The sequence below is a fragment of the Limosilactobacillus reuteri genome (assembly GCF_034259105.1).
In the GTDB taxonomy this organism is placed as follows: Bacteria; Bacillota; Bacilli; order Lactobacillales; family Lactobacillaceae; genus Limosilactobacillus; species Limosilactobacillus reuteri_G.
Genome location: NZ_CP139478.1, coordinates 1286319 through 1313171, shown reverse-complemented (window position 1 = coordinate 1313171; position 26853 = coordinate 1286319). Strand labels below are relative to the sequence as shown.

General features: G+C 41.3%; 25 protein-coding genes, 1 tRNA gene and 2 pseudogenes. 21 read left to right on the top strand and 7 right to left on the bottom strand.

Translation table 11 applies throughout. The annotated features are described in order from the left end of the window. Positions 1-12: 12 nt before the first annotated feature. The 7 genes from SH603_RS07375 to folP all read left to right on the top strand — a co-directional run bounded on the left by SH603_RS07375 (position 13) and on the right by folP (position 4894). On the top strand, positions 13-408 hold the full coding sequence (locus tag SH603_RS07375; RefSeq protein ID WP_169471425.1) for an ASCH domain-containing protein: 396 nt from the start codon (positions 13-15) through the stop codon (positions 406-408). Positions 409-471: 63 nt separating this feature from the next. Further along, on the top strand, positions 472-831 hold the full coding sequence (folB, locus tag SH603_RS07370; protein ID WP_080550942.1) for a dihydroneopterin aldolase: 360 nt from the start codon (positions 472-474) through the stop codon (positions 829-831). Between the two features lie 2 nt (positions 832-833). Beyond that, complete coding sequence (folK, locus tag SH603_RS07365; protein ID WP_321533732.1) at positions 834-1346, top strand: 2-amino-4-hydroxy-6-hydroxymethyldihydropteridine diphosphokinase; 513 nt, start codon at positions 834-836, stop codon at positions 1344-1346. Continuing rightward, on the top strand, positions 1328-1906 hold the full coding sequence (folE, locus tag SH603_RS07360; protein WP_003670815.1) for a GTP cyclohydrolase I FolE: 579 nt from the start codon (positions 1328-1330) through the stop codon (positions 1904-1906). Before folK ends, folE begins: the two co-directional genes overlap by 19 nt. After that, positions 1893-3152, top strand: coding sequence for a bifunctional folylpolyglutamate synthase/dihydrofolate synthase (locus SH603_RS07355; RefSeq protein WP_321533731.1), 1260 nt, complete (start codon positions 1893-1895; stop codon positions 3150-3152). Before folE ends, SH603_RS07355 begins: the two co-directional genes overlap by 14 nt. After that, positions 3142-3729 (top strand): non-canonical purine NTP pyrophosphatase, encoded by a 588-nt coding sequence (locus tag SH603_RS07350; protein WP_169473588.1) that lies wholly within the window; start codon positions 3142-3144, stop codon positions 3727-3729. The genes SH603_RS07355 and SH603_RS07350 overlap by 11 nt, the downstream gene beginning before the upstream one ends. Position 3730: 1 nt before the next feature. Further along, positions 3731-4894 (top strand): dihydropteroate synthase, encoded by a 1164-nt coding sequence (gene folP, locus SH603_RS07345; RefSeq protein WP_169477674.1) that lies wholly within the window; start codon positions 3731-3733, stop codon positions 4892-4894. Here the strand turns inward: folP and SH603_RS07340 are convergent. Beyond that, a complete protein-coding gene (locus SH603_RS07340; RefSeq protein WP_003670821.1) occupies positions 4860-5195 on the bottom strand; it encodes a hypothetical protein in 336 nt (111 codons plus the stop codon). The genes folP and SH603_RS07340 overlap by 35 nt on opposite strands. 141 nt (positions 5196-5336) lie before the next feature. Here SH603_RS07340 and SH603_RS07335 point away from each other — a divergent pair, with 141 nt between their 5' ends. Together SH603_RS07335 and SH603_RS07330 are read left to right on the top strand one after the other, a co-directional pair. Beyond that, positions 5337-5627, top strand: coding sequence for a hypothetical protein (locus SH603_RS07335; protein WP_169473856.1), 291 nt, complete (start codon positions 5337-5339; stop codon positions 5625-5627). 46 nt (positions 5628-5673) lie between these two features. Beyond that, positions 5674-5744 (top strand) — tRNA-Gly (locus tag SH603_RS07330). Positions 5745-5787: 43 nt separating this feature from the next. Here the strand turns inward: SH603_RS07330 and SH603_RS07325 are convergent. Further along, on the bottom strand, positions 5788-6735 hold the full coding sequence (locus SH603_RS07325; RefSeq protein ID WP_321533730.1) for an L-lactate dehydrogenase: 948 nt from the start codon (positions 6733-6735) through the stop codon (positions 5788-5790). 12 nt (positions 6736-6747) lie between these two features. After that, positions 6748-7563 carry a bifunctional hydroxymethylpyrimidine kinase/phosphomethylpyrimidine kinase gene (gene thiD, locus SH603_RS07320; RefSeq protein ID WP_169471714.1) on the bottom strand — a complete coding sequence of 272 codons (816 nt, stop codon included), beginning with the start codon at positions 7561-7563 and terminating at the stop codon, positions 6748-6750. Positions 7564-7924: 361 nt separating this feature from the next. Here thiD and argS point away from each other — a divergent pair, with 361 nt between their 5' ends. The 6 genes from argS (at position 7925) to SH603_RS07290 (ending at position 17179) form a co-directional block, all read left to right on the top strand. Further along, positions 7925-9613: an arginine--tRNA ligase gene (argS, locus tag SH603_RS07315; protein ID WP_321533729.1), complete on the top strand. Its 1689-nt coding sequence runs from the start codon at positions 7925-7927 to the stop codon at positions 9611-9613. A 167-nt stretch (positions 9614-9780) separates the two neighbouring features. Continuing rightward, complete coding sequence (locus tag SH603_RS07310; protein ID WP_169473029.1) at positions 9781-11946, top strand: PBP1A family penicillin-binding protein; 2166 nt, start codon at positions 9781-9783, stop codon at positions 11944-11946. Between the two features lie 48 nt (positions 11947-11994). Continuing rightward, entirely contained in the window at positions 11995-12366 is a 372-nt protein-coding gene (locus tag SH603_RS07305) for a YlbF family regulator (protein ID WP_321533728.1), read from the top strand. A 79-nt stretch (positions 12367-12445) separates the two neighbouring features. Then, positions 12446-13630, top strand: a complete 1185-nt coding sequence (locus SH603_RS07300; RefSeq protein ID WP_321533727.1) for a metallophosphoesterase family protein — start codon at positions 12446-12448, stop codon at positions 13628-13630. Positions 13631-13633: 3 nt separating this feature from the next. Continuing rightward, a complete protein-coding gene (locus SH603_RS07295) occupies positions 13634-16126 on the top strand; it encodes an ATP-binding protein (RefSeq protein WP_169471709.1) in 2493 nt (830 codons plus the stop codon). Between the two features lie 114 nt (positions 16127-16240). Beyond that, entirely contained in the window at positions 16241-17179 is a 939-nt protein-coding gene (locus SH603_RS07290) for a peptidylprolyl isomerase (RefSeq protein ID WP_321533726.1), read from the top strand. A gap of 51 nt (positions 17180-17230) precedes the next feature. Here SH603_RS07290 and SH603_RS07285 read toward each other — a convergent pair whose 3' ends face one another. Together SH603_RS07285 and SH603_RS07280 are read right to left on the bottom strand one after the other, a co-directional pair. Beyond that, on the bottom strand, positions 17231-17461 hold the full coding sequence (locus SH603_RS07285) for a hypothetical protein (RefSeq protein ID WP_169471708.1): 231 nt from the start codon (positions 17459-17461) through the stop codon (positions 17231-17233). A 2-nt stretch (positions 17462-17463) separates the two neighbouring features. After that, positions 17464-17898 (bottom strand): HIT family protein, encoded by a 435-nt coding sequence (locus tag SH603_RS07280; RefSeq protein WP_169471707.1) that lies wholly within the window; start codon positions 17896-17898, stop codon positions 17464-17466. A gap of 136 nt (positions 17899-18034) precedes the next feature. Here SH603_RS07280 and SH603_RS07275 point away from each other — a divergent pair, with 136 nt between their 5' ends. Genes SH603_RS07275 through trmB form a run of 3 tightly spaced genes read left to right on the top strand, consistent with a single transcriptional unit; the run spans position 18035 to position 20621 of the window. After that, the gene (locus tag SH603_RS07275) at positions 18035-18772 is read left to right on the top strand and encodes an ABC transporter ATP-binding protein (protein WP_085649782.1); all 738 of its coding nucleotides are present in this window, start codon (positions 18035-18037) and stop codon (positions 18770-18772) included. After that, the gene (locus SH603_RS07270) at positions 18765-19967 is read left to right on the top strand and encodes an ABC transporter permease (protein ID WP_169473033.1); all 1203 of its coding nucleotides are present in this window, start codon (positions 18765-18767) and stop codon (positions 19965-19967) included. Before SH603_RS07275 ends, SH603_RS07270 begins: the two co-directional genes overlap by 8 nt. 12 nt (positions 19968-19979) lie before the next feature. After that, entirely contained in the window at positions 19980-20621 is a 642-nt protein-coding gene (gene trmB / locus SH603_RS07265; RefSeq protein WP_078009439.1) for a tRNA (guanosine(46)-N7)-methyltransferase TrmB, read from the top strand. A 218-nt stretch (positions 20622-20839) separates the two neighbouring features. Here trmB and SH603_RS07260 read toward each other — a convergent pair whose 3' ends face one another. Next, positions 20840-21763, bottom strand: coding sequence for an IS30 family transposase (locus SH603_RS07260; RefSeq protein ID WP_321533676.1), 924 nt, complete (start codon positions 21761-21763; stop codon positions 20840-20842). A gap of 148 nt (positions 21764-21911) precedes the next feature. Here SH603_RS07260 and SH603_RS07255 point away from each other — a divergent pair, with 148 nt between their 5' ends. From SH603_RS07255 to SH603_RS11350, 3 genes and pseudogenes are all read left to right on the top strand, one after another. After that, on the top strand, positions 21912-22523 hold the full coding sequence (locus tag SH603_RS07255) for a YSIRK-type signal peptide-containing protein (RefSeq protein ID WP_152698187.1): 612 nt from the start codon (positions 21912-21914) through the stop codon (positions 22521-22523). 198 nt (positions 22524-22721) lie between these two features. Continuing rightward, positions 22722-23327: a hypothetical protein gene (locus tag SH603_RS07250; RefSeq protein WP_169478254.1), complete on the top strand. Its 606-nt coding sequence runs from the start codon at positions 22722-22724 to the stop codon at positions 23325-23327. 689 nt (positions 23328-24016) lie between these two features. Next, positions 24017-25282 (top strand): annotated as a pseudogene (locus tag SH603_RS11350) (LPXTG cell wall anchor domain-containing protein); the annotation flags it as partial. Positions 25283-25328: 46 nt separating this feature from the next. Here the strand turns inward: SH603_RS11350 and SH603_RS11345 are convergent. Beyond that, positions 25329-26831, bottom strand: a pseudogene (locus SH603_RS11345) (glycosyltransferase). Between the last annotated feature and the right edge of the window lie 22 nt (positions 26832-26853).

Here is a 26853-nt window from a genome sequence, read left to right as displayed (position 1 = left end):
AGGAAGACCAAAATGAAAGTTTTATCAATTCATCCCGAATATGGAATGGAAATCTTAAATGGCACAAAAACAGAGGAATACCGGACATGGACAACTAAATATCGTGGTGACCTCCTAATTTGCAATAGTGCGAAGAAGACACATGGGGCGGTAGCTAGTCATGCGTTATGTGTTGCTAAGATTACTGGAATTGAGGAACGATATGACGGTGAACAAAAATATTATGCATGGGTGATTGCACCCTTTGAGGAAGGTGGTTCTTATTGGATTGAACCATTAAAAGTTAAGGGACAGTTAAAATTGTTTAACGTCGATGACCGCTTGATTAAACCTGCGCCGTTTACTAATCCTTTCTCAAAAGCTGGGGAACAATGGTACCAGGAAAAGATTGTGCCCTTAATCTATTAAGATATTTTCACCAACTAACTTATGCGTTATGATAGAAAATAAAAAATGAAGGGGCAATAGCTTATCGGAAAGATTAGAATTAACAACATGGCATTTAATACTTACAATGGTGTGTTTGCGGAAGAGAAAAAGCTTGGTCAAAAAATTGAAATTGACTGTGAAATGGACTACCCAATTGAAACGATGGTTAAAACCGATGAATTAGAGGAAACTGTCAGTTACGCTGATGTTTATGAAACAATCGCGGAGTTTGTTGCTCATCATAACTACAATTTGATTGAGAGTCTTGCTAATAACTTATTACATGAGCTTTTCAAAACATACCCGATGCTTGATGGAATTCGTCTTCGCATCCGAAAGTATAGTGTGCCGATCGCCGGAATTTTCGATAATGTTGAAATTGAAGTAGCAGGGAGCAAGTAATTATGACTGAAGCCTACCTAAGTATTGGCAGTAATATCGGTGACCGATTAGCGAACCTTCAAAAAGCGATTCAGCTGTTGAATGTGCCACCTAAGATTGATATTGCAGCAATCTCCTCAGTGTATGAAACAGAACCGGTGGGAGGCGTGAAACAAGATTCTTTTTTCAATATTGCTGTTAAGGTTGCGACTGGGTTAACGGCTCAGCAACTCCTCGACCACCTTCACAATATCGAACAGGAGTTACATCGACGCCGGCTTATTCATTGGGGACCACGGACAATTGACCTTGATATTATTGATTTTGGTCATCAACATATCAAAACACCAACGTTAACGATCCCTCATCCAGAAATGGCTAACCGACAGTTTGTTTTATTACCAATGCGCGAAATTACTAATCAAAATGATCCTTATTATCAACAATTGGATCATTTATTAAATAAGACTCCAGACCATAATTGGCTTAAAAAGATATATGGACGAGAGGTATTTTCATGGACCAACAAAAAATAGCAAAGGCTGTTAAAGATTTATTAATTGCAATCGGTGAAGATCCGGAACGAGAAGGATTGGCAGAGACACCCCAGCGCGTTGCCAAAATGTACCAAGAAGTTTTTTCTTCTCTTAACCATCAACCAGAAGAAGTGGCGAACTATAAGGTCTTTCATGTTGATGATGTGCCAGAAATGGTATTAGTGCAGCACATTCCTTTTTATTCAATGTGTGAACACCATTTGCTGCCATTCTTCGGATACGCGAATGTGGCTTATGTTCCTAAAGATAAGAAAGTTATTGGCCTAAGTAAGATCCCCCGGTTGTTAGATTTTGTAACGAAAAAACCGGGGATGCAAGAACGCGTTACAACAGATTTAGTAGCCGAGTTGCAACGAATCCTTGATCCAGCCGGGATTGCAGTAACCATTGCGGCCCGCCACCTTTGTATGGAAATGCGAGGTGTTAATAAGGCCGGTCAATTCACGTATACTGATAAGTTTACAGGTCAATTTAAGACTGACAGTGATTTGAAACAAGAATTTCTAAATCAAACGAGGAATTATCGTGCAGACCTATGAACAAATTAACGCGGGCTTTAACCGCCAAATGTTGGGAGGACAACAGGATCGGGTAAAATTTTTACGACGAATTCTTACTCGTTTAAAAAATCCTGACCAGCGATTTAAGATTATCCATATTGCGGGGACAAACGGAAAAGGCTCGACTGGGACAATGTTAGAACAGGGTTTGCAAAATGCTGGATATCGGGTCGGTTATTTTAGCAGTCCTGCTTTGGTAGATGATCGGGAGCAAATTAAGGTTAATGACCATTTGATTAGTAAAAAAGATTTTGCGATGACTTACCAAAAGATCACCGAACGCTTACCAATTGATCTTTTGCCTGATGATATTACCATTTTTGAGTGGTGGACCTTAATAATGCTGCAATATTTTGCGGATCAAAAAGTGGATTGGGCAGTCATTGAATGCGGTTTAGGCGGTCAAGATGATGCAACCAATATTATCAATGCGCCTTTTATTAGTGTGATAACACATGTTGCCCTTGACCATACGCGGATCTTAGGCCCAACGATTACCCAAATTGCCCAAGCTAAAGCAGGGATTATCAAGAATGGGACTAAGCAAGTGTTTTTAGCGCCGCACCAAGAAAAAGACACTCTCACAATTATTAAGGCAAAAGCTCATCAGCAAAGAGTGGGATTAACGCAAGCAGATGCCCAGTCAATTGTTGATGGAAAGGCAATCCTGAAAGTTAATCATAAAATTTATAAAGTTCCTTTTAATTTATTAGGGACATTTCAAAGTGAAAATTTGGGCACCGTTGTCAGTGTATTTAATTTTCTTTTTCAACGAAGACTTGTTACTTCTTGGCAGCCTTTACTATCAACGCTTGCGACAGTGAAGATTGCTGGTCGAATGCAGAAAATCGCTGATCATCCTTCTATTATTTTGGACGGGGCTCATAATCCAGATGCAGCCAAACAACTTACCGAAACTATCTCTAAGTTTCCCCGTAATAAAGTAATTATGGTTCTTGGTTTTCTTGCTGATAAAAATATTAGTCAGATGGTTAAAATTTATCAGCAAATGGCAGATAAGATAATAATTACTACTCCTGACCATCCAACTCGCGCCCTTGATGTAAGTGAGTTGAAATCAGCTCTGCCTCAAGCGATTATTGCCGATAATCCCCGAAAAGGGTTAGTGGTGGCAAAAAAGATTGCGGAGCCGAATGATTTAATTATTGTAACGGGTTCTTTTTATACGATTAAAGATATCGAGGCCAGTTTAGATGAAAAATAATTTTATTATTGCAACCCATAATATTCATAAAATTAAAGAAATTGAAACCATTCTAAATTTTTACCGCCAACATGGTGAGGGGTATCGAAAAAAGTTGCCGCAACAAGCTTTTCCTCCTGAATCAACAGTGAGCTATGAAGAAAATGCAAAGGCAAAGGCTCTCTTTATCAGTCAAAAGCTACTAGCAGCAAAAATAATCGCTGATGATTCTGGCTTAGAACTCCCGGCTTTTCCTGGAAGGTACGGGGTGGAGACAGCGCGAGAATTGGCGCAAGAAGTTCCTAATGGTGATTTGAATAATTACTTGATCCATTTGGTTGATGGTAAATCCCGACAATTTATAATGAAAACAACAATTGCCATGGCGGTAAATAATCAAGTGGTTAAAATTGGTCATGGTCAATTAGAGGGGACGATTGCTCATGCTGAACGGGGAGCCAATGCGACAGGTTTTGATCGGATCTTTATCCCAGCCGGGGAATCGCAAACACTTGCCGAAATGGATCAGCCAACCCGTATTTCTTATTTACATCGTGCACGGGCTGTTAAAAATTTATTAGATCAATTAGGAGAATGAAATGAAAGTTACTGAAAATTTAGTTACTAAAGACCATTCGAAGTTAGTGTCCGCGATTTTAGCCGACCAAGTTAATCGCCACCAGCAGCTTTTATTGACTTGGGAGTGTCCAGATGTGGAGACGGCTGGAATGGTGGAGCAATTTATCCGTCATTTTGATACCCCCGTCGCTTATGTTGAAAAGCGCGTAGAATTTTCTTTTCCGCTCCTTTCCCTAAAAGAACTAATAGCGCGGGTGAAAGAGTGGTGGGATAACGACGACGAATTAATTGCTTCTCTTGAGCAGGTCTACCGTCGTCACCAAATTATTTGGCGTGCAGGTCGGTTTACCTTTGACCTGACAGAGCAACCAGTGATTTATGGGATTTTAAATGTAACTCCTGACTCGTTTTATGATGGGGGCAAATTTCAATCCCACTCCGCTATCGTCAATCAAATTGCTAAGATGGTAGCAGCCGGTGCAAACGTAATTGAAGTCGGTGGGCAAACTACGAAACCGGGTGGCTTTAAAGAGGTTGATCCGGAAGAAGAAATTGCGCGAATTATGCCGGCTATTCAGCTTCTTCGTGAAAACTATCCCCAGATTGCGATCGCAGTTGATACGTATAAACTCCCGGTAATGGCAGCGGCAATTGAGGCCGGGGTAGATATTATCAATGATGTGCAGGCATTTAATTCAAAACAAAAACTAATTTTGATGGCTAAGGCAAATGTTGGAATGGTAACGATGCATAGTAGCCGAACCCATGACTATGATAACCTCACCGTAGCGATGCAGAAATTCTTTGAACACAATCTTGGGACAATAGCGGCTGCTGGCATTGATCTTGAACGAGTGATTTTAGACCAAGGAATTGGCTATGCAAAGGTTGCTGACGGTTACCAAGATTATGCGATGATGCGCAACATTGACCAGCTTAATTACCTCCATCGCCCAATTATGGTTGCGATCTCCCGAAAAGGTTTTGGTCAAAAATTATTTAATCTAGCAAAAGAAGACCGTCTCGGCGTAACATTGATTGCTGAGACAGCAATGTATTTGCGAGGCGGTCGTGTTTTACGAGTTCATGATGTTGAGGAAACTAGTCAGTTAGTGAAAATGATCGATACCATTGAAACTAGTTACTGGTTTAGATCCACCAACAGCCAATCCCCAAGGCAATAATAAGGGCAATAAAAAGTAAGGCTGTTAGATAGGGATTGCCAAATGTTTCCCGTTTAAGGCGGAAAGCAGTTTCCATTAAGATATAGATTAGAATTAAAAAGATGATCCATACTAGGTTGCTCAGAAGCTGAGTCTTGAAATGAAGAAAGGTATGGACAATCGAAGCGGTCAATAAAAGGAAGAAGAATAAACGGCTTAGTTCAAGCCAGTTAGTCACTTTCCGTTCAATTTTTGCATGCAGACCAGTGGTAGTGGTGAGAATCAAAATAATGATTAAGACCGCCACTATTATTTTTAACATATGGGTAAACTCCTTTCGGCTTTGATTTTAGCATTAATGAGAGAAACTGACTATATGCTTTTGACTTGAAAATATAATAAAAAAGGTGTATGGTACGTATATTGCTTGCGTAAAAATAAATAATATTTGAGGTGAAATCAAGTGGCAGATTTTGAAATTGGCGATATTGTAAAAGGAAAGAAATTCGGTCCCCTCGAACATGAATTTTCTGGTGTTGTTGAAAAGGTTTATACTAATTCAATTATGGTATCTATCCAAGATTTTGATCCGTCTGATAAAAGCGGGGTTAACGAATTAAATGGCCGCGTTGTTATTCGCCAAAAAGAAGCTAAGATGGTAAAGGCTGTTCCTCGTGAAGAAGAAAAGGATGACGAAGAAACAGCAGAAGATGCTAAATCTTCAAAAAAAATCTTAAAAAAAGATGACAAATAATTAGAAGAGGTATATACTAACTAAGTGTTGAACTTAGTTAGTTAATGCGGGTATAGTTTAGTGGTAAAACTCAACCTTCCCAAGGTTGCGTTGCGAGTTCGATTCTCGTTACCCGCTCTTATAAAAAAAACTGAGGCTAGAAGAAAAGTTTCTCCTAGCCTCAGCTTTTTTGGCTCTCAATCTTCGCTAAAACTTGATGCATTGCTTCAGCAGACTGTTGCATCTTTTTAACTTCATCTGATGTTAATGGATATTCAACGACCTGGCCGATTCCTTGACTATTAATGATGGCGGGTGTTCCTAAGTACAGATCATTAATTCCATACTGTCCATCAAGCGGAGCCGAAATTGGCAGGACAAGGTTCCGATTTTCGATGATTGCCCGTGTAATATACGAGAGGCATTTAGCAATCCCGTAGAAAGTAGCCCCTTTATTGGCAATTATTTGACTGCCAGCTTCGTGAACTGCTTTTTCAATTTCGCTTTTATCAGTATTTGAAAGGGCAGTAATTGTATTGAGGGCTTTCCCGCCGATTGTGATTTCATTAAATGCCGCAAAAGAAGTATCACCATGTTCGCCAAGCATTAGGGCATCGATGACATTGACAGATAGGTGTAATTTCTTACTTAAGAGAACTCGAAGCCGCATTGAATCAAGAGAAGTTCCGGTCCCGATAACCCGTTCTTTAGGAAAACCGCTGATTCGCTGCGCAATTGTTGTAAGGATATCAACGGGATTGCTCGAGATAACGAAAACGCCAGTGAATCCACTTTTGACAATTGGTTCAATAATTGACTTAAGAACCGTAGTGTTTTTATTAACTAGGTCTAAACGTGTTTCGCCAGGTTTACGGGGAATCCCCGCCGTGATAACAACTACGTCAGCATCAGCGGCATCTTCATAGGTTCCCGCATAAATCTTTACTGGGTTTGTCAGGGGTGTAATATCAGCAAGATCAGCCGCATCCCCAACTGCTTTTGACTTTGTTCGATCTACCAGTACCAATTCATCCACTTCATTTGTTGACTGCAATAATGAAAAGGCAAATGATGAACCGACAGCCCCATCACCTATTAATACAACTTTATGCCTATACGTATCAAGCATCAAAAATTCCTCCTAATGCAGCTCCTTTTGCGCATCCCAATGGTTGATTGGACCAAATTTATGACCAACCGTTAATGGATTTGCGATTGCTGCGTAAACGGCATCTTTAGCCTTTGTTACTGCTATTTTAACATTATTTCCCTTCGCAAGCTCGGCAGCAATGATCGCGGAGAAGCTATCCCCGGTTCCATTCAATCGATCAGTCTTAACAAAAGTTTTTTTGAGCCAGAAGCTATCACCGTCTTCAAGAAGAACAAAGTCATCAACAGTTGTTTGGCTATCATCATTATGCGCGCCCTTAATCACCACATTTTTTGCCCCTAAATCTTGAAGATAATGGGCTGCTTTAACCCGTTCTTCATCTGTACTCATTTCGATTCCTGTTAACTTTTGAGCTTCATAGAAATTAGGGGTAATAACAGTTGCAAGGGGAATAATTCGTTCACGAAATAGTTCATAGGCGGATTGTTCAAGCAACATTGCTCCGTGCTTAGTAATAATCACAGGGTCAACAACTAACGGGCCAAAATGTTCAGGCGAATAGTTATCAGCAACGACATTAATTACATCGTCATTAGCAAGCATTCCAGTTTTGGCTGCTTTGATGTCAAAATCTTCACTTAATACCTTAAACTGCTCGGCAATAAATTCTTGCGGCATTACTTGAGAAGAAGTGATCCCGTAAGAATTTCCGGAAACAGCAGCAGTTAAAATACCGTGACCATAGACGCCATCTGCAAAAAAAGCATGAAGGTCCGCGGGCATTCCAGCACTCCCGTCCGAATCATGCCCTGCAATTGTGACAGCTTGAATTGTAGGGTTTGTCATAAATAACTCATCAACCTTTCATTATTATTTAATGATAATAATTGTAACATATAATAAGTAAGAGAAAAGCAATAACTCGTTCCCCGTAGATAGGTCCTTGTTTTTAAATCTAAATTTGTTATAATAATTGAGTATGAAAATAGGATTTGAGGAGTAGTAGCATTTTGAAATCTACAGCGACCCTTTGTTGATGAGAGTTAGGGGCTTTTCGATTTGTGAAGGCGTGCCTCAGATATTTCAATTAAATCAATTAATGAGTGGAATTCTAATTCAATTAGAGTGGTACCGCGGGTAAATCTCGTCTCTAGTAAGCATAATGCTTATTAGGGGCGTTTTTTTATAAGTATAAGGAGGAATATATATGAGCGATAAGCAACAAGTTGCAGCTGCATTGGCACAAGCATTGCCAGAGATGGATGTTAAAGAAATTGAAGCTAAGATTGAACGGCCAAAAGATTCTAGTAATGGGGATTATGCCTTCCCAACATTCTTTTTAGCTAAGACCTTACATAAGGCACCGCAAATGATTGCAAGTGAATTAGTTGAAAAGGTTGACCAAGACGGTTTTGAAAAGGTAGTTGTTGCTGGTCCATATATCAACTTCTTCCTCGACAAAGCCCAAGTTGGTGCTAAGATTTTGCAAACTATCTTAGCGGATCCTGAACATTATGGTGAGATTGATCTTGGTCACCAATCAAATGTTACGATTGATTATTCATCACCAAACATTGCTAAGCCTATGGGAATGGGTCACCTTCGTTCAACCATGATTGGTGAAGCTGTTGCCCGGATTCTTGAAAAAGTTAACTACAACTTAATTCGGATTGATTACCTTGGTGATTGGGGTACTCAATTTGGTAAGTTAATGGCTGCTTATGAGATGTGGGGAGACGAAGCGGAAGTTAAGAAGGATCCAATTAATACTTTGCTTAAGTACTATGTGCGGATCAATAATGAAGCTGACGAACATCCAGAATACACTGAAGCAGGTCGTGACTGGTTTGCTAAGCTCGAACATGGTGACGAAGAAGCATGGCGGCTTTGGCACTGGTTCCGTGAAGTTTCTCTTGAACGGTTCCAACGTGTTTACAAGATGCTAGATGTTAACTTCGACTCATTTAATGGGGAAGCTTTCTCTGCTCAAAAGATGGAAGAACCTATCCAATTGTTACGGGATAAGAACTTATTGAAGCCTAGTCGAGGTGCAGAAATTGTTGACCTTGATGAATATAACTTACCACCATTACTCATCATCAAGAGTAATGGAACGACAACTTACATCACTCGTGATTTGGCAACTGCACTTTTCCGGAAGCGGATGTATGGTCATGCTAAGTCCCTTTACGTTGTCGGTGCCGAACAAGAAACTTACTTTAAGCAATTACGTGCGGCCTTAAAGGAAATGGGCTTCAACTGGTGGGATCAAATTGAACACATCTCCTTTGGTTTAATGAACTTAAACGGTAAGAAGATGTCTACGCGGAAGGGTAATGTTGTTTCCCTTGAAGACGTATTGAATGATTCTATTGATTTAGCACGGAAGCAAATTGCCGAAAAGAACCCTGACCTTGAAAACGCTGATGAAGTTGCTAAAGAAGTCGGTGTTGGTGCCGTTATCTTCCACGATTTAAAGAACTACCGTCGGAATGCCGTTAACTTCAAGCTTGATGATGTTGTTAAGTTTGAAGGGGAAACTGGTCCTTACGTTCAATATGCTCGTGCTCGTGCTGAGAGTATCTTACGTAAGGGTGGCATCCGGGACTTTAGCGATGTTGACTTGACAAAGGCCGGTGCTGAAGCTTGGAAATTAATCAGCTTCCTTGGCCAATACAGCGAAGCAATCAAGCGGGCTGCATTAAACTACGATCCATCAGTAATCGCTAAGTATGCCCTTGAATTGGCTAAGAAGTTTAACCAATACTATGCTCACACTCGGATTCTTGATAAGGATGAAGTTCAACCAGCACGGTTAGCTCTTACTCAAGCGGTTAGTGATGTGCTCAAGTCAGCCCTTGACTTACTTGATATCAAGGCACCAGATGAGATGTAATCGTTATAACTACTAAATATTATTGTGAAGAGACTTGAGAGAATAAGTTTTTCTCCAGTCTCTTCATTTTTAATTTCTGGTAAAGCTGGTGGAGAAAATAGCTTACCATTTGCCAAAATGTGATAAAATAATTGTCAGCTTTTTGAAATGAAAATGGAGATTTGTTAATGAATCGTGAACCACAATCTAATTCAGATTTGAAAGAGCGAATCATGAAGTGGTTAAAAAAGGCTTGGGCGTCATTCCGAGTTTGGTTTAAGCACTATTGGCAGCTCTTTGTTGCGATGCTGAAAAAGTTCTGGCATCGTTATCAATTAACGCGATGGATCATTGTTATTTTTCTAGGGATTTTCTTAATTACCAGTATCCATTTGACGTTTGTTGCTAAAACTGCAGATGTTAAAAATCTTAAGAACCGGTTGCAACGGCCAACAATGATTTATGATCGTAGCAATCAATCGGCCGGGAGCCTCTATGCTCAAAAGGGAACTTATGTGGAATTAAAAGATATTTCATCAAATGTTCCTAACGCGGTCCTTTCGACTGAAGACCGGAATTTCTATCATGAACACGGTTTTTCAGTCAAAGGGTTAGGCCGAGCTGGCTTCTTACTAGTGAAAAATAAACTTCTTCACCGTGACTATATCTCTGGTGGGGGTAGTACTTTAACACAACAACTGGTTAAGAATGCCTTTTTGACTCAACAACAGACCTTCTCCCGAAAGGCTCGGGAAATTTTTATTGCGGTTGAGGTAGAAAACCAATACAGCAAAAATGAGATTTTAACAATGTACCTCAATAATGCCTACTTTGGTCATGGGGTATGGGGAGTTCAAGATGCGGCAAAGCGTTACTTTAATGAAAACGTCAGTCAGCTAACAGTACCCCAAGCAGCCACCCTGGCCGGAATGCTGACGTCGCCAGGGATGTACGACCCAGTAGAACATCCAACAGCAACGAAGCAACGACGGAATATGGTTCTTCAGCTGATGGTTGAAAATCATAAGCTGAGTCAAAGTGCGGCGGATCAATATAAGCAAACACCGTTGAATATTACCAACGGCTACGTGCCAAATGACAGCTATAAGTACCCGTACTTCTTTGATGCGGTCATTGCCGAAGCAGAGAGTCGTTATCATATTTCGGAAAAAGATATCATGAATAATGGTTATCGGATTTATACGACGCTGGACCAAGATCAGCAGCGGTCAATGCAGCAAACTTATGACGATGACGATAACTTCCCACAGAACTCGGCTGATGGCACAATGGTTCAATCAGCCTCGATTGCGATGAATCCGAAAAATGGGGGAATTACCGCAGTCGTTGGTGGGCGTGGAAAACATGTCTTCCGTGGATTTAACCGTTCTACGCAGATGCGGCGGCAGCCCGGGTCAACGATTAAGCCGATTGTTGTATATACACCAGCCTTAGAGCATGGGTATTTCTATGATTCAACGCTTCAAGATAAGAAACAATCGTATGGAACTAATAATTACACGCCAAAGAACTATGATGATACCTATAGCGGGACGGTACCGATGTATAAGGCCCTTTATGAGAGTCTTAACGCTCCAGCAGTCTGGTTATTAAATAAGATCGGGGTCAATCGTGGTTATGATATGGCAAAGAAGTTTGGTTTGCCAGTTGAAAAGGGTGATAAGAACCTTGCCTTGGCCCTCGGTGGTATGACCCGCGGAGTATCACCGCAACAAATGGCTCGTGCCTATGCAGTCTTTGCCAATGATGGGTTGATGCCATCACCGCACTACATTACCAAGATTGAAGATGCCTCTGGAAAGGTGATCGCCAAAAATGATGGTAGCAAGAATAAGCGGATCATTTCTGGTAAGACAGCCAAAGAAATGACTAGTATGCTAATTGGCGTATTTGATCACGGAACTGGTGAAACGGCCAAACCAAGTGGCTATACGCTTGCCGGTAAAACGGGGACCACAAACTCAGGGGTAAAAGGCGATGATTCCAATGATCGTGATAAGTGGATCGTAGGTTATACGCCCGATGTAGTGGTTGCAACATGGGAAGGCTATGATGATACAAACCAAAGCCACACCCTAAACGATATTTCTGAACGGAGCATTAACTACCTTTACAAGAATGAAATGAGTGCGATTTTGCCAAATACTGCTGGAACCAAATTCACGGTTGAAGATGCTCAAACACGGGCAAAAGAAAAGACAAAGGGTTCCTCTAAAGGATGGGGATCATTCCTCAAAGATGGGGGCGACTTTGTAAATAACTTCAACCAATCAGTAAATAACTTTGGTAATAAGGCAAGTCAATGGTGGAGCAATGTTCGATCGCTTTTCTAGGATAATATGATACAATTAATCTAAGAACGAGATAAAGGAGACTTTTACATGGTTGTAAATATTTATGATACTGCAAATGAACTTAGTCGCCAATTGCGCGAAACTCAAGAATATCAAGGATTACAAAAGGCTTTTGAAGCATTAAAGGCTGACAGTGACACCTTTGACACTTTCAAGAAATTCCAACAAGCTCAAGCAGATGCTCAACACAAGCAAATGACTGGTCAACAACCAACTGATGATGAAATTAAAAACATCCATAACCTTGCCAAGGAAGTAAGTGGCAAGAAGGTTGTTCAAGACTTGATGAACCAAGAACGGCAAGTTGATAGCATGCTTCAACAATTGAATAAGACAATTACAAGTCCAATTCAAGATCTTTACAGTGAAGTAATGCCAAAGATGCCAGGACAAGAATAATTAATTTATTACGATCCAAGTAAGGGGCTGGGAGAAAGCAAAATTTTTCTCAGCTCCTTTATTGTTAAGAGGAAAAATTATGAGATTTATTCATACAGCCGATTTACACCTTGATAGTCCTTTTTTAGGGTTGACTTCGATGCCCAAGCCGTTATGGGAACGCGTCCACTCATCGACGTTTACTGCTTTTCAAAAGATTGTTGACGATGCGATTGCCTTAAAAGTTGATTTTGTTTTAATTAGCGGGGATATTTATGACCGTGATCAGCAAAGCATTGCCGCTACCGATTTTTTCATCAAGCAATGCGAACGACTTAAGCAGGCACGCATCCCCGTTTATCTACTTTATGGTAACCATGATTATCAAATTGTCCAAGACACGGGAGAACTGCCAGCAAACGTTCATGTTTTTGGCAATCGCGTAACGACTACCACCCTTACTTTGGCAAATCATGACAGTGTTGCTATCTCCGGCTTTAGTTATGATCAACGCTGGATTCAAGAAGATCAAGTGAAAAAATATCCACCAAAACGAAACGAAACCTGGCACATCGGGATGCTTCATGGAGCAGTTCGGCAAAATCAAGATAACCACTATGCTCCGTTTACGACCGATGAATTAATCGCTAAAAATTATGATTATTGGGCACTTGGTCATATTCACAAGCACCAAATCTTGAATGAGAAGCCGCCAATTATTTACAGCGGTAATCCACAGGGACGGCATAAAAATGAAGCCGGACAGCACGGCTATTATTTGGTGGAAAGTCAGGGCAATAAACTTGTGCCGCAATTTAAACCAGTTGCGGAAATTGAATGGACAAGTCTAACCGTTAATGCTTTACCAACTAGTAGTCTTGCTGAAGTAGAGCGATCCCTGTCGCAAGCAATTGATGACAAACTAAAAAATGCACCATTCCAACTGGTAGAGCTTACGATTGCTAACATTGAACAACTTTCACCAACGATTCGGCACCTGCTTGCAAATGGGGATGTCCTTGAACACCTGCAGGACCAAAATGCAGATAATGGTAAATGGTGGATCTATGACCTCTTGCTCCACCAGCAAAATTTGTTGCCATCAATGACTGATCTAGATGAACAGTATTGGCAACAAGCCGCCCAAGAAGTATTTACCCCTGCTAATATTGCAGAATTAACAAAAAGTTTAGCACGGGATGCTGATTTAGCCGCTAAGTTGACAAACCTTGATCTTCAGCAACTGAAGCAAGCGACGACTCAATTATTGCGGCGGGAGGATTAACATATGAAAATAAAGAAAGTTCATATCGATGGCTTTGGCAAATGGCATGATCAAGATTTTGACTTTACAACTAACCCCCAAATAATTTATGGCCCTAATGAAGCCGGAAAGACAACTCTAATGGCCTTTCTTGTTAGTGTTTTATTTGGCTTTGTGGATGGGCGGGGAAAGAATCGGTTTGCTCAGTATATTCCGAAAACTACTTCTAGTTATGGTGGAAGTTTATTAGTTGAGATCAACGGCCATGATTACGTGATTAAACGGCAACGCGGGCGGAATGGCGGTAAGGTTAGTGTGACTGATTCACAAGGACGTCAAGGTGGTGAGCAAGAATTAAAGCAACTGCTTGGCTCAATGGATCGGTCGCTCTATCAAGCCCTTTTTAGTTTTGGTCAACGAGACTTAACAGCTGTGGACGAGCTTAATCGGGATGAATGGCAACAACATCTGCAGCAACTAGGGGCTGTTGGCAGTGCACAGTGGGACCAGTTAATTGATCAGTACCAGAAACAAGCTGACCATCTCTATAAACCGCGCGGACGGAAATGGCCGCTCAATCAAGATCTTCATCAATATGCAAATTTGACAGATAAAATTAACCAAGCGCGTGGTAAATTTCACCGTTATCAGGACCTGCAGGCAGATTTGAAGACAAACAAAGAAAAATTGCGGCAAGCACAGGCAGAATTGCAAAAACAACAGCCACTTTTGCAAAAATTAGCACATTTACAGCAGTTGTGGCCGGTTTACCATGAATGGCAACATAGCCACCAAACTCGACCAATTGCTGACTATTTAACTGATCAGCAAGTTACGACGGCTCAAGAACTACAAGTTAGAGAAAAGGAACTTCGCCGCCAACAACAGGTTTATCAACAGCGCTTGGCAAGGATCGATCATCAGTCTCCACAAGCAACTAAGCATTCGCCACAAAGCATCCCGGAACTTCAACGCCTCAAGGAGCAAGCGGTTGAGTTACAAGCGGAGGAGGCTTTACAGCACCGTCAACAAACGCAAGCTAATCAGTGGCAGCAGGAATTAACTGCAATTAAAACACGCTACCACCAGCCTTTGCCGGCGCCCTTAACTCCTCAAGAAAAAGCAGAACTTGCCCGCCTTCTTAATGTCCAACCGCTTTCTCGGGCAAATACGAACCAGTCAAATGGCGATCCTTCTCGCGCCGCAATGATCGGAATCATCGGCGGCTTTGTCCTTTTTATCATTGGATTATTAGCGAATGCCACTTTTATTACCGCTATCGGAGCAATTGCGGCCTTTGCGACAGTTATGTATCTTTATTATCAACGCCAAGGAAGTCATTCTGCTCCAGTAACAACAGATTCCCAAGCAATCACGGCGTTTGGCCAAAAACATGGCTTACAGGATTTTCCGCCTGATCAATGGCTATTAATCCAGGGAGATTTACAACGAAATGCCGAATTAGCTGCCCAGCTCCAAACTGCCAAACAAGATCAGCAAAGATATGACCACCAACTTGCTATCTTTAACCAACAATTGCCACCAGCTTTGCAAAATCTAACTTTGGCGGCTGTTAGGACTAAATTGGATGATTTGCTGGAACAAGGGCAACAAGCGTGCCAGGATATCCAAGCGAATACCCGGGAAAAAGCAACGATTGCTAACAATTTAGCCCAGCTCAATCAAGACTACAGTAAAATTCATCAGCAAAAACTGGCGATTTATCAGCAAGCAGGGGTGCACGATGATAACCAGTTTACCCAGTACTTAGCAAATCGTTCTGCAGCACAATCACAAGCCTTGGCATCAGATGCCTATGGACAACAATTGACCGCAGAAGACCGCCAAGCCCTTGCTGCATACGCAAATAGAGATGAGCTAATGACGGCTTTAGCGAAGACTCGGTACCAGCTTGATCAGCTCAACCTAACAATCTCTCATACCCACGAAGAGATTCAAAAAGATAAAGTCGAAATTGATAGTTTAGTTAAAGATGGAACCCTCAGCAATCTGGAACAAGAACGGGCTAACCTAGCCGCTAAGATTTGGCATGAAGTACAGGAATGGTTAAGGTACCAATTGGCAATTCAGTGGATTAATAAGGCCCTGGTAGGAGCTTCAGCTGATCGTTACCCTGCAATCATTCGCCAGGCAGAACAATATTTTGCCTTGTTAACCGCTCATCGCTATTCCCGGATCCGTTTAACGGCCGATGGAGTCAAAGTGGTACGAAGGGATCAAGAAGTCTTTTTAGTGGAAGAATTGTCGCAGGGAACGGCTGAACAATTGTATATTGCGCTCCGGCTTGGCTTTGTCACCGTGATGAGTGATCAAGCTAACTTCCCGGTAATTATTGATGATGGGTTTGTTAATTTTGATAACGTTCGGCGGCAACGAATGCTGGCCTTGCTAGAAAAAATTGCTGAGAAGAATCAGGTTATCTATTTTACTGCTGATGATCGGATTAAGGACCTTGACGTTAAAATTCTTGACCTGCAAGCATTAAACCGTGAATAAATTATGAAGATGATATAAACATTTATTTAGGAGACTGGCACGAAAAAATAAGTGTGGTATATTGGATGAGTGAAGTTATCGAAAAAATATTTTGTTTAAGGATGTGTTTCTTACATGAAATCCAAAAAGTTAATTGCTATCATTGCAGGGGCCGCATTGATGATGCCGCTTGCTGCCTGTGGAAATAAAGCAGTCGCTACTACTAGCGGCGGTAAAATCACTGAGAGCGAATACTACAGCAGCATGAAGCAAACCAGTGCTGGTAAGCAAGTGCTTCAACAAATGATCTTAGATAAGGTTTTGGAGAAGCAATACGGTAAAGAAGTCAGTGATAAGCAAGTTAACGCGCAATATAATACCTACAAGAACGAGTACGGTTCAGACTTTAATGCTTATCTTCAAAGTCAAAACTTAACTGAAAAGTCATTGAAGCAACAAATTCGGTCAAACTTACTCTTGACTGCGGCTGCTCGTCATTACTCCCACATTACTAACAAGCAAATCAATAAGCAATGGACCAAGTACCAACCTAAAGTTCAAACTGCGACGATCCTTGTTGGTAGTAAGTCTGATGCTGAAGATATCATTAACCAATTAAATGACTCCAGCAACAAGTACAAGACTTTCAAGAAGCTTGCTAAGTCCAAGTCAACTGATAGTCAAACCAAGAACAACGGTGGTAAGCTTCCAGCCTTTGATAATACTGATAACCAACTTGACTCAGCTTACAAGAAGGCTGCCTTTAAGTTGAAGACGGGTGAATATACTACGACCCCAGTTAAGACTGATGACGGCTACCAAGTAATTTACATGATCGAACACCCAGCTAAGGGTAAGAAGAGTCAACACATCAATGACTTGAAGAACCAAATCGTTCAAGAAAACATGAACAACCAAAACTTCATGCGGAAGGTTGTTTCAAACGTCTTGAAGAAGGGTAACGTTTCAATCAAGGAAAACGATGTTAAGAATATCCTTGATAACTACCTTAACTCAAGCGCCACTACAAGCAGCTCCAGCAATAACAGCAGCAGTACTAGCTCAAATAAGTAAAATAGGGTATAAAAATAAGGCTACGGAAAATTTTCGTAACCTTATTTTTTATTACTTCTGCTGTTCCTTTTGATCAATCTTGAGCACATCCAGAATAATCTGAATGCGGTTCAGCCGGGGTTCAGTCTTGAATTTCCACTTCTTAACATCACGTTCAACATCGTTAATAAATTTTTGCACACCAGGGATGGCAGCTTGTAGTTCATCGATGCTGTTCTTCAACTGTGAAACTTCGTTGCTGAGCCGTTTGAATTCCTCTTGAATTTCTTTTAGCCGTTGCATAACTAGTCTTCTTTCATTTGATCGATGATTGATTGTTGGATTTCTTTGTACTTTTCATCGTTGTAGTTACCAGAATTGTCCTTAAAAATCATCTTAAAATCATCATCGCTAGTGTACCGTGGAATCAAGTGGAAGTGGGAATGGAAGACAGATTGATAAGCGACTTCACCGTTATTGTTAACCACGTTCATTCCCTTGATAGCTGGGTTAGAAGCCTTGACTGCCCGTGCAATCTTGGGGATACGGGAAAATACTTGGGCAGCGAGATCAGCATCGTAGGCAAATAAATTGGGAACGTGCTTCTTAGGAATGACGAGGGTGTGACCAGGAGTTCCTTGTGAAATATCAAGGAAGGCCTTTACAACGTCATCTTCATAGACTGTGTAGCTAGGAATCTCACCGTTAATGATTTTGCAGAAAATACAATTATTGTCCATATTAATCGCTCCTTTTGAAGATTAAACTTATCCTAAGTATACCGAAAAAATCGCGTTCGTGCATGATTTAGTAGAAGAAATAACCTATGATATAATAAAAAGATATGACTAAGCAATAATTAAGAAGGGATGAATAATGGCTTTAGAGATAAATAAACTTGTTGGTGGATATTCCCAGATTCCTGTGTTGAAGGATGTCAGCTTTGATGTCCAACCAGGTGAATTAGTTGGTTTGATTGGACTAAATGGTGCCGGAAAGTCAACAACGCTAAACCACGTTATTGGCTTGCTGCGACCATTTTCAGGATCGATTAAAATTAATGGTCTTACTATTCAGGCTAACCCGGAAGAATATAAAAAGGAGATCGCCTATGTTCCCGAAACGCCAATTCTTTATGATGAATTGACCCTCCGTGAGCATATTGATTTAACGATTATGGCGTACGAGTTGGACCACGATGAAGCATGGCAACGGGCGACAAAACTATTAAAACTTTTTCGGCTGGATAATAAGCTCGATTGGTTCCCCGCTAACTTCTCTAAGGGGATGAAGCAAAAGGTAATGATCTGCTGTGCCTTTATGACGAAGGCCAAGCTGCTGATTATCGATGAACCATTCTATGGGTTGGACCCTTTGGCAGTTCATGACTTGCTAGACCTGATTGAGCAAAAGAAGAAGGAGGGCGTTGCGGTTTTGATGTCGACCCACGTCCTTGATACGGCGCAACGGTATTGTGACCGCTTTGTCCTATTGGCAGATGGAAAAGTCCGGGCACATGGAACCCTCGATGAATTGCGAGCTGCTGGGAATCATGCCGGCGAATCCTTAGATGAGATATACTTGCATCTTGCAAAGGGTGATCGTGATGAATAAGTTATTTAGCAAGCGTCGCAGCCAACACTTTATGCTCCTACTGCGTTACTGGCGGTTAGTCTTCAATGACCACTTTGTTATCGCCTTATTTTTCCTGTTCGGAGCCTTGGCGTATGGCTACTCCCAATGGCTGCCAACCTTGGGACCGCATGAATGGTGGACCCGGTTGATCTTGATCGGCTGGTTTACGGTCATCGCCCAAATCGGTCGCCTTGCTACCCTAATCAAAAAGCCGGACCCAGTCTTTCTCTTGCCACAAGTTGAAGGAATTCATCGTTACCTTAACCAGGCGACCTGGTATAGTCTGATCTTAGCGGAAATAATGACGGTGGTTGGTGCCTTTATCGCCTTGCCGTTCGCGTTGACAACGGAAAAACTCAGCAGTGCCGAGATTATGACCATTTTTTTAGTCGCCATTGTTAATAAGGCCGATTGGATGCACGTAGCTCGTAAATCATTGAGTTTGCGCTGGGGTGATCAACAGTGGCGAACCCGGCTAGAATACTGGGTAAACCCGCTGCTCGCTTCAATCGCAATGTGGTTGGTTAATCCCTACGTCGGTCTTGTAGTAGCGGTGCTTTTGTACTTAGCAGTAATTGTTTACTATCGTGATCTCGCTGTTAATTGGCGGATTGCCGTTAAAGCGGAACAGGATCGGATGTACAGTGTCTACCGTTTCTTTAACCTCTTTACTGATGTGCCAAGTGTTCAAGGAAATACCAAACGGCGGAAGTGGGCAGATGACCTGATCCGCTGGCTGAGCAAGGATGGTCAACCCTGGTCTTACTTATACGCCCGCGCATTTGTCCGGAGTACCGAAGTGAGCGGGATTGTCAGTCGGTTGACCCTGCTAGGAATGGTGATTGTCTTCTTATTGCCAGCAGGTTGGCTGAGTACTCTGGTGGTCGTACTCTTTATTTACTTGATCGCGACCCAACTGATGCCACTCTACGACCAGTATGAATCAAATGTCTTTACTCACATCTATCCAATCCCTGCTAGTCAGCAACAGGCGGACTTTAAGCAGCTGTTGGCCAAGGTAACGGCGCTAGAGGCACTATTGATCGCCCTTGCTAGTATCGGTTGGCAGTTGAATGTCGGCCAGATGGTAATTAATCTTATTATTGCGGCAGTGGAAGTGGTCTTATTAAGCCGTTTCTACTTCAATGTCAGAGTCAAAAAACTAATGAAATGAGGATTTTAATTTATGCGTGTGAAACATAAAAAGTGGGCTGATCCATTAATTGCTGCCCATCCAGAACTAATGATTGATGATGCCACTCAATTTAAGGGTAAGTGGCAATCACGGTTTGCAAAAGAACAACCCCTCCACTTAGAAGTTGGGATGGGGAAAGGTCAATTTATCATTGGCATGGCGAAGGCTCATCCAGAAATCAACTTTATCGGATTAGAGATTCAGCGGACTGTTGCGGCAATTGCCCTCAAAAAAGCACTTGAGGAAGACTTGCCAAACTTGCAATTGATTTGTGGGGATGGAGAAGACTTGCAAGAATACTTTGAAGATGGGGAAGTTGCGAAGATGTACCTTAACTTCTCTGATCCATGGCCGAAGAAACGCCATGCTAAGCGGCGCCTGACCTACAAGACCTTCTTAGCAACCTATCAGCAGATCCTCCAAGATCAAGGGGTAATTGAACTGAAGACTGATAACATGGGTCTCTTTGAATTCTCCTTGGAAAGCATGAATAACTATGGGATGATCTTTGATGGCGTCTGGTTAGACCTGCACCACAGCGAAGAAAATGAACATAATGTTGAGACGGAATATGAACAAAAATTTGCGGCGAAAGGCCAACCAATCTATAAGCTAATTGCTAATTTTAAGTAAAATACTAGTCAGTAAGTAGACGAATGCTTGCTGACTAGTATTTTTTTTACTTTTTTGCTGGGGTGAGAAATCGATTTCTTTATAGCAACACCAAGTGAAAAAGTGTATTTAAAAGTAATCCCACCATTAATGAAATAATAATTTTGTATTTATGGTTCGATAAATATGTGCTAGAATATTTTCGAAATGGCAGATTGCAAGAAATAACTTGAACGAATTTAGTGACGTAGATTAATCAAGAAGATCTCGATTGGTGTGTGCCAGTTAAGACATTTAAGTGGTCGGGAATTCAGATACCAATTGATTTGAACCAGCTGGCGATCGCTCAGCTCTTCAATGGCTTGTCCCTTGGGAATAAACCGTCGCAAAACTCGATTACGGTTCTCATTACTACCGCGTTCGTGCGGTGAATAGGCATGGGCAAAGTAAACCTGAGTACCCGTTAGCTGTTCAATTGCCTGATAGTTAGCGAACTCTTTCCCATGATCCACGGTAAGCGTCTTGAGCTTGTCTTGAAGTTGACTAGCTAGTTCAAGTACGGCTTGAGTCATGGACTGACTGTCGCGACCATGGAGCCGTTTAACAATTGTCAGGCGACTCTTACGCTCCACAAAAGTCGCCACAGCTTGACCTTTACGTTTGCCAGAAAGTACGGTATCAGCTTCAAAGTGGCCGAATTCTTGGCGAGTTTCGACTTTATGAGGACGCTCCTCAATGGAGCGGCCGTGACTGAACGTACCACGCTTTTCTTTAGCACGATGACGACGAATTCCATGATCAGGCAAATCGGGTAACTGTACATCAAGCCATCCTTGATCAATCCAGTTATAGACCGTCTTGTAGGCAATCCCAACTACATGGGCAACTTGTTCAGGGGACCACTTCTGGACTTGAATCTTTTCCTCAATCAAGTGCTTAAGGCTTTTAGTGAGTGAAGACTTCCGCCCCCGTTGACTAACCTTGCGTTCAAAGTCAGTTTGCGCTAGTTCAGCTTGATACCCACTATTTAGCCGGTGAAGTTCGTTAAAGATGGTGGTCTTACTAAAGCCTAAGTAGTTAGCGATGTATCGCAAGGAACGTCCTTCATTATGAAGCGTTTCAATGACAACACGGTTCTGGAATGATAAAATAGTGGTGCTCATCAAGGTCCTTCTTTCTAATGGATTGTGTGGTAACACCATTAAAGACCTTGATGGGTTTTTCTGTCCACTTAAATGTTCAACTTAAATTTTACAATCTGCCAAATATAAATAACAAGTTATGACGTACAGATATATGGGGGGATATTGAATGTCGAAGAACAATGCACAAGAATATGTACGCAAAATGGAGCAACAACGGCAACGATTTGGGTTAAGAAAACTCAGTGTTGGTGTTGCGTCTGTGTTACTAGGAACTACTTTTATGGTCGGAGGTACAGTAGCACACGCTGATAGCACACCTACTATGGAAGAAGCAACAACAGCAAATACCGATATTACGCAGCTGGTTTCTACTTCTGTTGTACAAGCTGATAAACAAACTAATGAGGAACAAAACGCAGCCGAAAATACTAGTAGTAATTCACAAAAGGAACAACAATTAGTAAATAAAACAAGTGATGAGAGCACAGATCAACTGAATAATAAAAAGAATCAAGAACTGGTAAAGGATAACGAGTATGAATCGATTACTAATTTAAACAAAAATAACGTCAATACACAAAATACTCCAGTTGAAGAAAGTAAGGTTTCTCAATCTGCTACCGAACAGAATGCAAGAATTGATTTAACGTTTGTTGATGATGACGATAACGGAAAGATAGTAGATTATTCAGAATATTTGCCAAGCGAAGATAATGGTCATCATTATGCATACGGTAAAGTTGGCGATAAGGTTAGTCCGAAAGCATACAATAAATAACGGTACGATGAGTATTAAAAGGATGCTTGATATCTTAGATATTGGGTATTATGAACCAGCTGGTGCATATCAAGCTCCAAAAGAATTTACTAGCCCTGAAATGAGCTTTCAAATTCATTTAAAACACCAAACACAGCAAAAAAATATGCTCCAATTACTCTTATTCGAAATATTCATTATCGTCTCATGTCACCGGACGTGTCACATCAGTGGAAGTCTCAAGCAGTTGAAACAACGGAATCATTTGATAAATTACTTGATCTTGATCATTGGAATTCATTAGCCAATGGAAGTGCTTTTGATAATCAATCAGTAGTTTATACGGTAGACTATACAAAAATAAAAATTGGCGATTACGTTCCAAATAATCAAGTGTATTTTAATACAGCAGATGCCGAAGTATCAGCTGACGGGACGCACGAGACAGTATATCGTTACTTCTACTACGGGATGACCAATGAAAATGATGAAGGGATTAACACCGATCATGTAACTAAGCAGCATTATGGTGGCCGCCAAGCTCTTGAGTTTACGCGTACAAAGACTATCAATACTGATGGGCAAGTGACATATGGTAAATGGACTCCCGTCACAACAGATACTTTCCCTGAATATATTTATAAGGATAAGTATCAGTTTAAAGGATACGATGGACAGTATGCTCATGCACCAGCTGTAAAGTATGATCCCAATGATCCAATGCATAGTGGCGAAATACATGGTTTTGATCCATATGGTCCTTTATACAAAGTATCAATTATTGATGATGTAACTGGTAAGATATTAACTAGCACCACGGGTTAAATACTTATGAAAAGAATCCGGTACCAGAAGCCGGAGATGATTATCAATACACGCGTGATCGAGCTGAGAAGACTCGTCAAAGTATTTATGATCAAGTTGATGAATACAAGAGTAAAGGATACACGGTTGCAAGCGATGACTTTGGTAGTATTAGTATTAATAATGCTGATAATGCCAAGCATAGTGAAGGGACTGAAGATGACGCTAAGTATGTATATACAATTCACTTAACTACAAATAAGGCTATTGCACATACTGATACGAAGACAGCAACGCGGACAATTCACTATGTAGCAAATGATGAAAATGGTAAGCAGTTACAAGATGATACAACTCAAAATGTAACTTTGACTAGTAGTACTTACTATATTGACGCTGTTACGGGTCAAGGAGTTAATGCTAGACAAAATATAAATGGCGAATGGTTTGTTGATGCATTGAATAATGGTACGCTTCCTGCAATTGCTTGGACTGTAAATGCTGACAAGAGTACTGGCTTGACAACAGATGATAAGAATTTTGCTGCCGTTACAACTCCAGAAACTATAACTTTATCTACTGATGAAGCTGCAAAGCGTGGTACTGATGATGGTGAGTGGTACTTAGTCTCAACTGATAAGAACGGCGAAGTATCGTACGGCGATCCAACTAGCGACACTTGGCAGACTGATACTCCTAACAAGATTGCTGACGGTTACTTAATCTACAAACAAAAAGCCCAATACAACATTCACTACATTGATGTTAACGGCGTTGAAGATAAGACCACTTATGCTCCAACTGACGGTCATGAACTTACCGATTATTTAGTAACTGGGGTCGGTAGTGAAGACAAGACCTATGTTGGCGACACTCCAGATGCGACTAATAAGTTATGGAATCCAGCAGATTACGAAAAGGATGGTTATGTTTTAGTTGGTTTATCTGATAATGCCAAGGGTGATTTACTCGGTAAGCAAACTTTAACCAAGAATGTTCAAGATCAATATGTTTACTTGAAGCACGCAGTTAAGGACATTACACCAAATACTCCAGTCGATGACGTGCCCAAAGATCCAGATGGAAAACGTGCTGTTGATCCTAGCGATTTGCATAAGGAATTTACTCGAAACATTACCTTTGTTGCAAACAATGATGCCAATAGTCCTTTGAAGGATGCGGTTTCTCAAAAGGTTGAGTTTGATGTTCATATTTATGTAGATATGGTAACTGGTCAAACCACCGCTCCAGAAACTGTTAAGGATGCAAATGGTAAGACAACACAAGTTGCAACTACTAAAGCTGGTAATATCGAATGGAACCATGATACTCAAACTATGGATGAAGTAGTTCAGAAGTACATTACCTTAAATAAGGGCGACAAGTACGCAACTTCTGATGATATGGTTGGTACTTGGCATTGGATTAGTGGTACAGCTAACGAAATTACTTTGACACCAACTTCAGATAATCCTCAAGATCTTGTATTAGTTTACGAAAAGAACAAAGGTGAAAGTGGTCCAGAGTCAAGTTATAAATTACCACAGCTTGACTACGGTCAATAGGGTCCATCAACTGAGTATGACTTACCAAAGCTTGACTATGGTCAGTCTGGTCCTGAGTTGAACTACGACTTGCCGAAAGCAGAAATACCAAGTCAACCAACAGAGCAGCTGACAAGTCAACCGACTGCTCAACCAACAGAACAACCAGCAATTGAATCAAACACGCAATTACCTGGTGAACAAAAGAATGAAGAACCACAACCAATGACTACCCAGGTCACTGCCAAGAAAGGCGAAACTTCTATTGTTGAATCTACTAATTCTTCATCAACGCAACCAACTACTAAGCAAGGTACTCACCAATTGCCACAAACTGGTAATCAAAAGTCATCAAGCTTAATTGGTCTTGGTTTTGCTGGTCTTCTCTCAGCACTTGGTTTAACAAAAGTAAATAAGAAACGGAAAGATTAATTTCCTACTAAAAAGGAGTAACCCTCAGCTATTTTGGCTGTGAGGATTACTCCTTTTCTTTATTACTAATTAACTTTTGCCACTTTTTAGCGACATGATCGAAGCGGTATTTTTGTGCTGCTTTTTGTGCATGGTGGGCGTACTTCTTTGCGAGATCGGAATCTGCTAATAGTTTTCGCAGTTGTTGATACAGGACCTCTTGATCATTTGGCAGAATCAGTTTACCGCTCTGCTGGTCATCGATTATATCTGCTGGACCATAGTTGATGTCATAGCTAACAACTGGGCAACCATGACCCTGTGCTTCCAGAACTGCCATTGCAAAGCCTTCATAATAGCTTGTTAAGATTTCGGCTTGAGCATGTTCATAAGCAGCACTAAGGTCATCACAATAGCCGACAAAATTAATGTAGCTTTCAGCATTATTTTCCTTTACCAGTGACTTCAGAGCATTAGCAGTTTGGTTTTTATTCCAACTATCGCTATAACCATAAATATCGAGGGTAACTTGCGGAAAGTCTTGGTGAAGACGAACAATCGCATTGATAATATGATCAAGTTGTTTGATTTTGGAAAGCCGCGCAACCGCAATGAATTTTCCTGTCTGGCGTTGGCTAACGGGGATTTCTTTTGTGAGCTCTGCACTCGTCAAATAAGTCACGGGGATGCCATAGCTCTGGTTAGTTTGAAACCGTTTCGCAGCGTCTTGAGCTTCCCGTTGCGTGGCAGAGATCAGCCCGCTTAGCTGTCCTTTTGCGAGCATTGTTGCGATTGGCTGGTAGATTGCCGAAATTGGTCCATTGCTTTGGCCGTTGTCGGTAAAGGCCGAGTGAAATACTTGGTACCGTCTGGCTGGCTTTTTCATTAGCGTAAACGCCTTTAATGCGATATTAGAACGATCGCTGATAAGGATTGATTGGGGATCATCTCCAACAAGCTCATCTAAAAAGTGCGCCCGAAATTAGATTTCATTATCAAATTGCCATTCATGCCCTTGATCAACTAGCTGGATGAGGGTAAGAATGGGGACATTACCTTCACCACCGCGATAATGATAGATTATCTTTACTTGTCCATCATGATCGTAATACTGGCGGGCAATTAACCGTCCCTTATCTTCAAAATAATCAGTATAGGTCCGGCATCCTTGATCGTAAAAGTCTCGTCGATTGGTAAAGCCGTACTGATCAAGGTAGTCGATATAGTATAACCGTCCGTTGCGGAAGTTCACGCGGACCCGCACTTTGTCATTGCGTAGGGCACAATTGTCCTTAACTTGGCAGCCAGGGACAGTCAATACCTGCTTAATAATGGCTTGATCAACTGTGGGATCATCACGATAAGGAAGCTGTTGATAATACTGGTAGATGTTAAGGACCCGACCTTTAACTTTAAGCTTTTCTTCAACAGTTTGATGGTCGAAGTTATACAGCATCGTGACAATGATCGCAGGGACATTTAGATGATCGAAAATTCGTAGCCGTTTGACTTGGGCAAGTTTGATGGCCGAGGTGTGTAAATCTTGGCGACTAGTGATGAAATAATTCATGATAAATTCCTTTTTAAACGAT

Bases quoted from the DNA above. Each gene is read 5' to 3' on its own strand.
- thiD (WP_169471714.1), bottom strand. From the start codon at position 7,563: ATGACAAACCCTACAATTCAAGCTGTCACAATTGCAGGGCATGATTCG.
- SH603_RS07270 (WP_169473033.1), top strand. From the start codon at position 18,765: ATGAATAAGTTATTTAGCAAGCGTCGCAGCCAACACTTTATGCTCCTA.
- SH603_RS07375 (WP_169471425.1), top strand. From the start codon at position 13: ATGAAAGTTTTATCAATTCATCCCGAATATGGAATGGAAATCTTAAAT.
- SH603_RS07295 (WP_169471709.1), top strand. From the start codon at position 13,634: ATGAAAATAAAGAAAGTTCATATCGATGGCTTTGGCAAATGGCATGAT.
- SH603_RS07285 (WP_169471708.1), bottom strand. From the start codon at position 17,461: ATGCAACGGCTAAAAGAAATTCAAGAGGAATTCAAACGGCTCAGCAAC.
- SH603_RS07310 (WP_169473029.1), top strand. From the start codon at position 9,781: ATGAATCGTGAACCACAATCTAATTCAGATTTGAAAGAGCGAATCATG.
- folE (WP_003670815.1), top strand. From the start codon at position 1,328: ATGGACCAACAAAAAATAGCAAAGGCTGTTAAAGATTTATTAATTGCA.
- SH603_RS07300 (WP_321533727.1), top strand. From the start codon at position 12,446: ATGAGATTTATTCATACAGCCGATTTACACCTTGATAGTCCTTTTTTA.
- SH603_RS07255 (WP_152698187.1), top strand. From the start codon at position 21,912: ATGTCGAAGAACAATGCACAAGAATATGTACGCAAAATGGAGCAACAA.
- SH603_RS07260 (WP_321533676.1), bottom strand. From the start codon at position 21,763: ATGAGCACCACTATTTTATCATTCCAGAACCGTGTTGTCATTGAAACG.
- SH603_RS07305 (WP_321533728.1), top strand. From the start codon at position 11,995: ATGGTTGTAAATATTTATGATACTGCAAATGAACTTAGTCGCCAATTG.
- SH603_RS07280 (WP_169471707.1), bottom strand. From the start codon at position 17,898: ATGGACAATAATTGTATTTTCTGCAAAATCATTAACGGTGAGATTCCT.
- SH603_RS07325 (WP_321533730.1), bottom strand. From the start codon at position 6,735: ATGCTTGATACGTATAGGCATAAAGTTGTATTAATAGGTGATGGGGCT.
- SH603_RS07275 (WP_085649782.1), top strand. From the start codon at position 18,035: ATGGCTTTAGAGATAAATAAACTTGTTGGTGGATATTCCCAGATTCCT.
- SH603_RS07350 (WP_169473588.1), top strand. From the start codon at position 3,142: ATGAAAAATAATTTTATTATTGCAACCCATAATATTCATAAAATTAAA.
- trmB (WP_078009439.1), top strand. From the start codon at position 19,980: ATGCGTGTGAAACATAAAAAGTGGGCTGATCCATTAATTGCTGCCCAT.
- SH603_RS07340 (WP_003670821.1), bottom strand. From the start codon at position 5,195: ATGTTAAAAATAATAGTGGCGGTCTTAATCATTATTTTGATTCTCACC.
- folP (WP_169477674.1), top strand. From the start codon at position 3,731: ATGAAAGTTACTGAAAATTTAGTTACTAAAGACCATTCGAAGTTAGTG.
- SH603_RS07290 (WP_321533726.1), top strand. From the start codon at position 16,241: ATGAAATCCAAAAAGTTAATTGCTATCATTGCAGGGGCCGCATTGATG.
- folK (WP_321533732.1), top strand. From the start codon at position 834: ATGACTGAAGCCTACCTAAGTATTGGCAGTAATATCGGTGACCGATTA.
- argS (WP_321533729.1), top strand. From the start codon at position 7,925: ATGAGCGATAAGCAACAAGTTGCAGCTGCATTGGCACAAGCATTGCCA.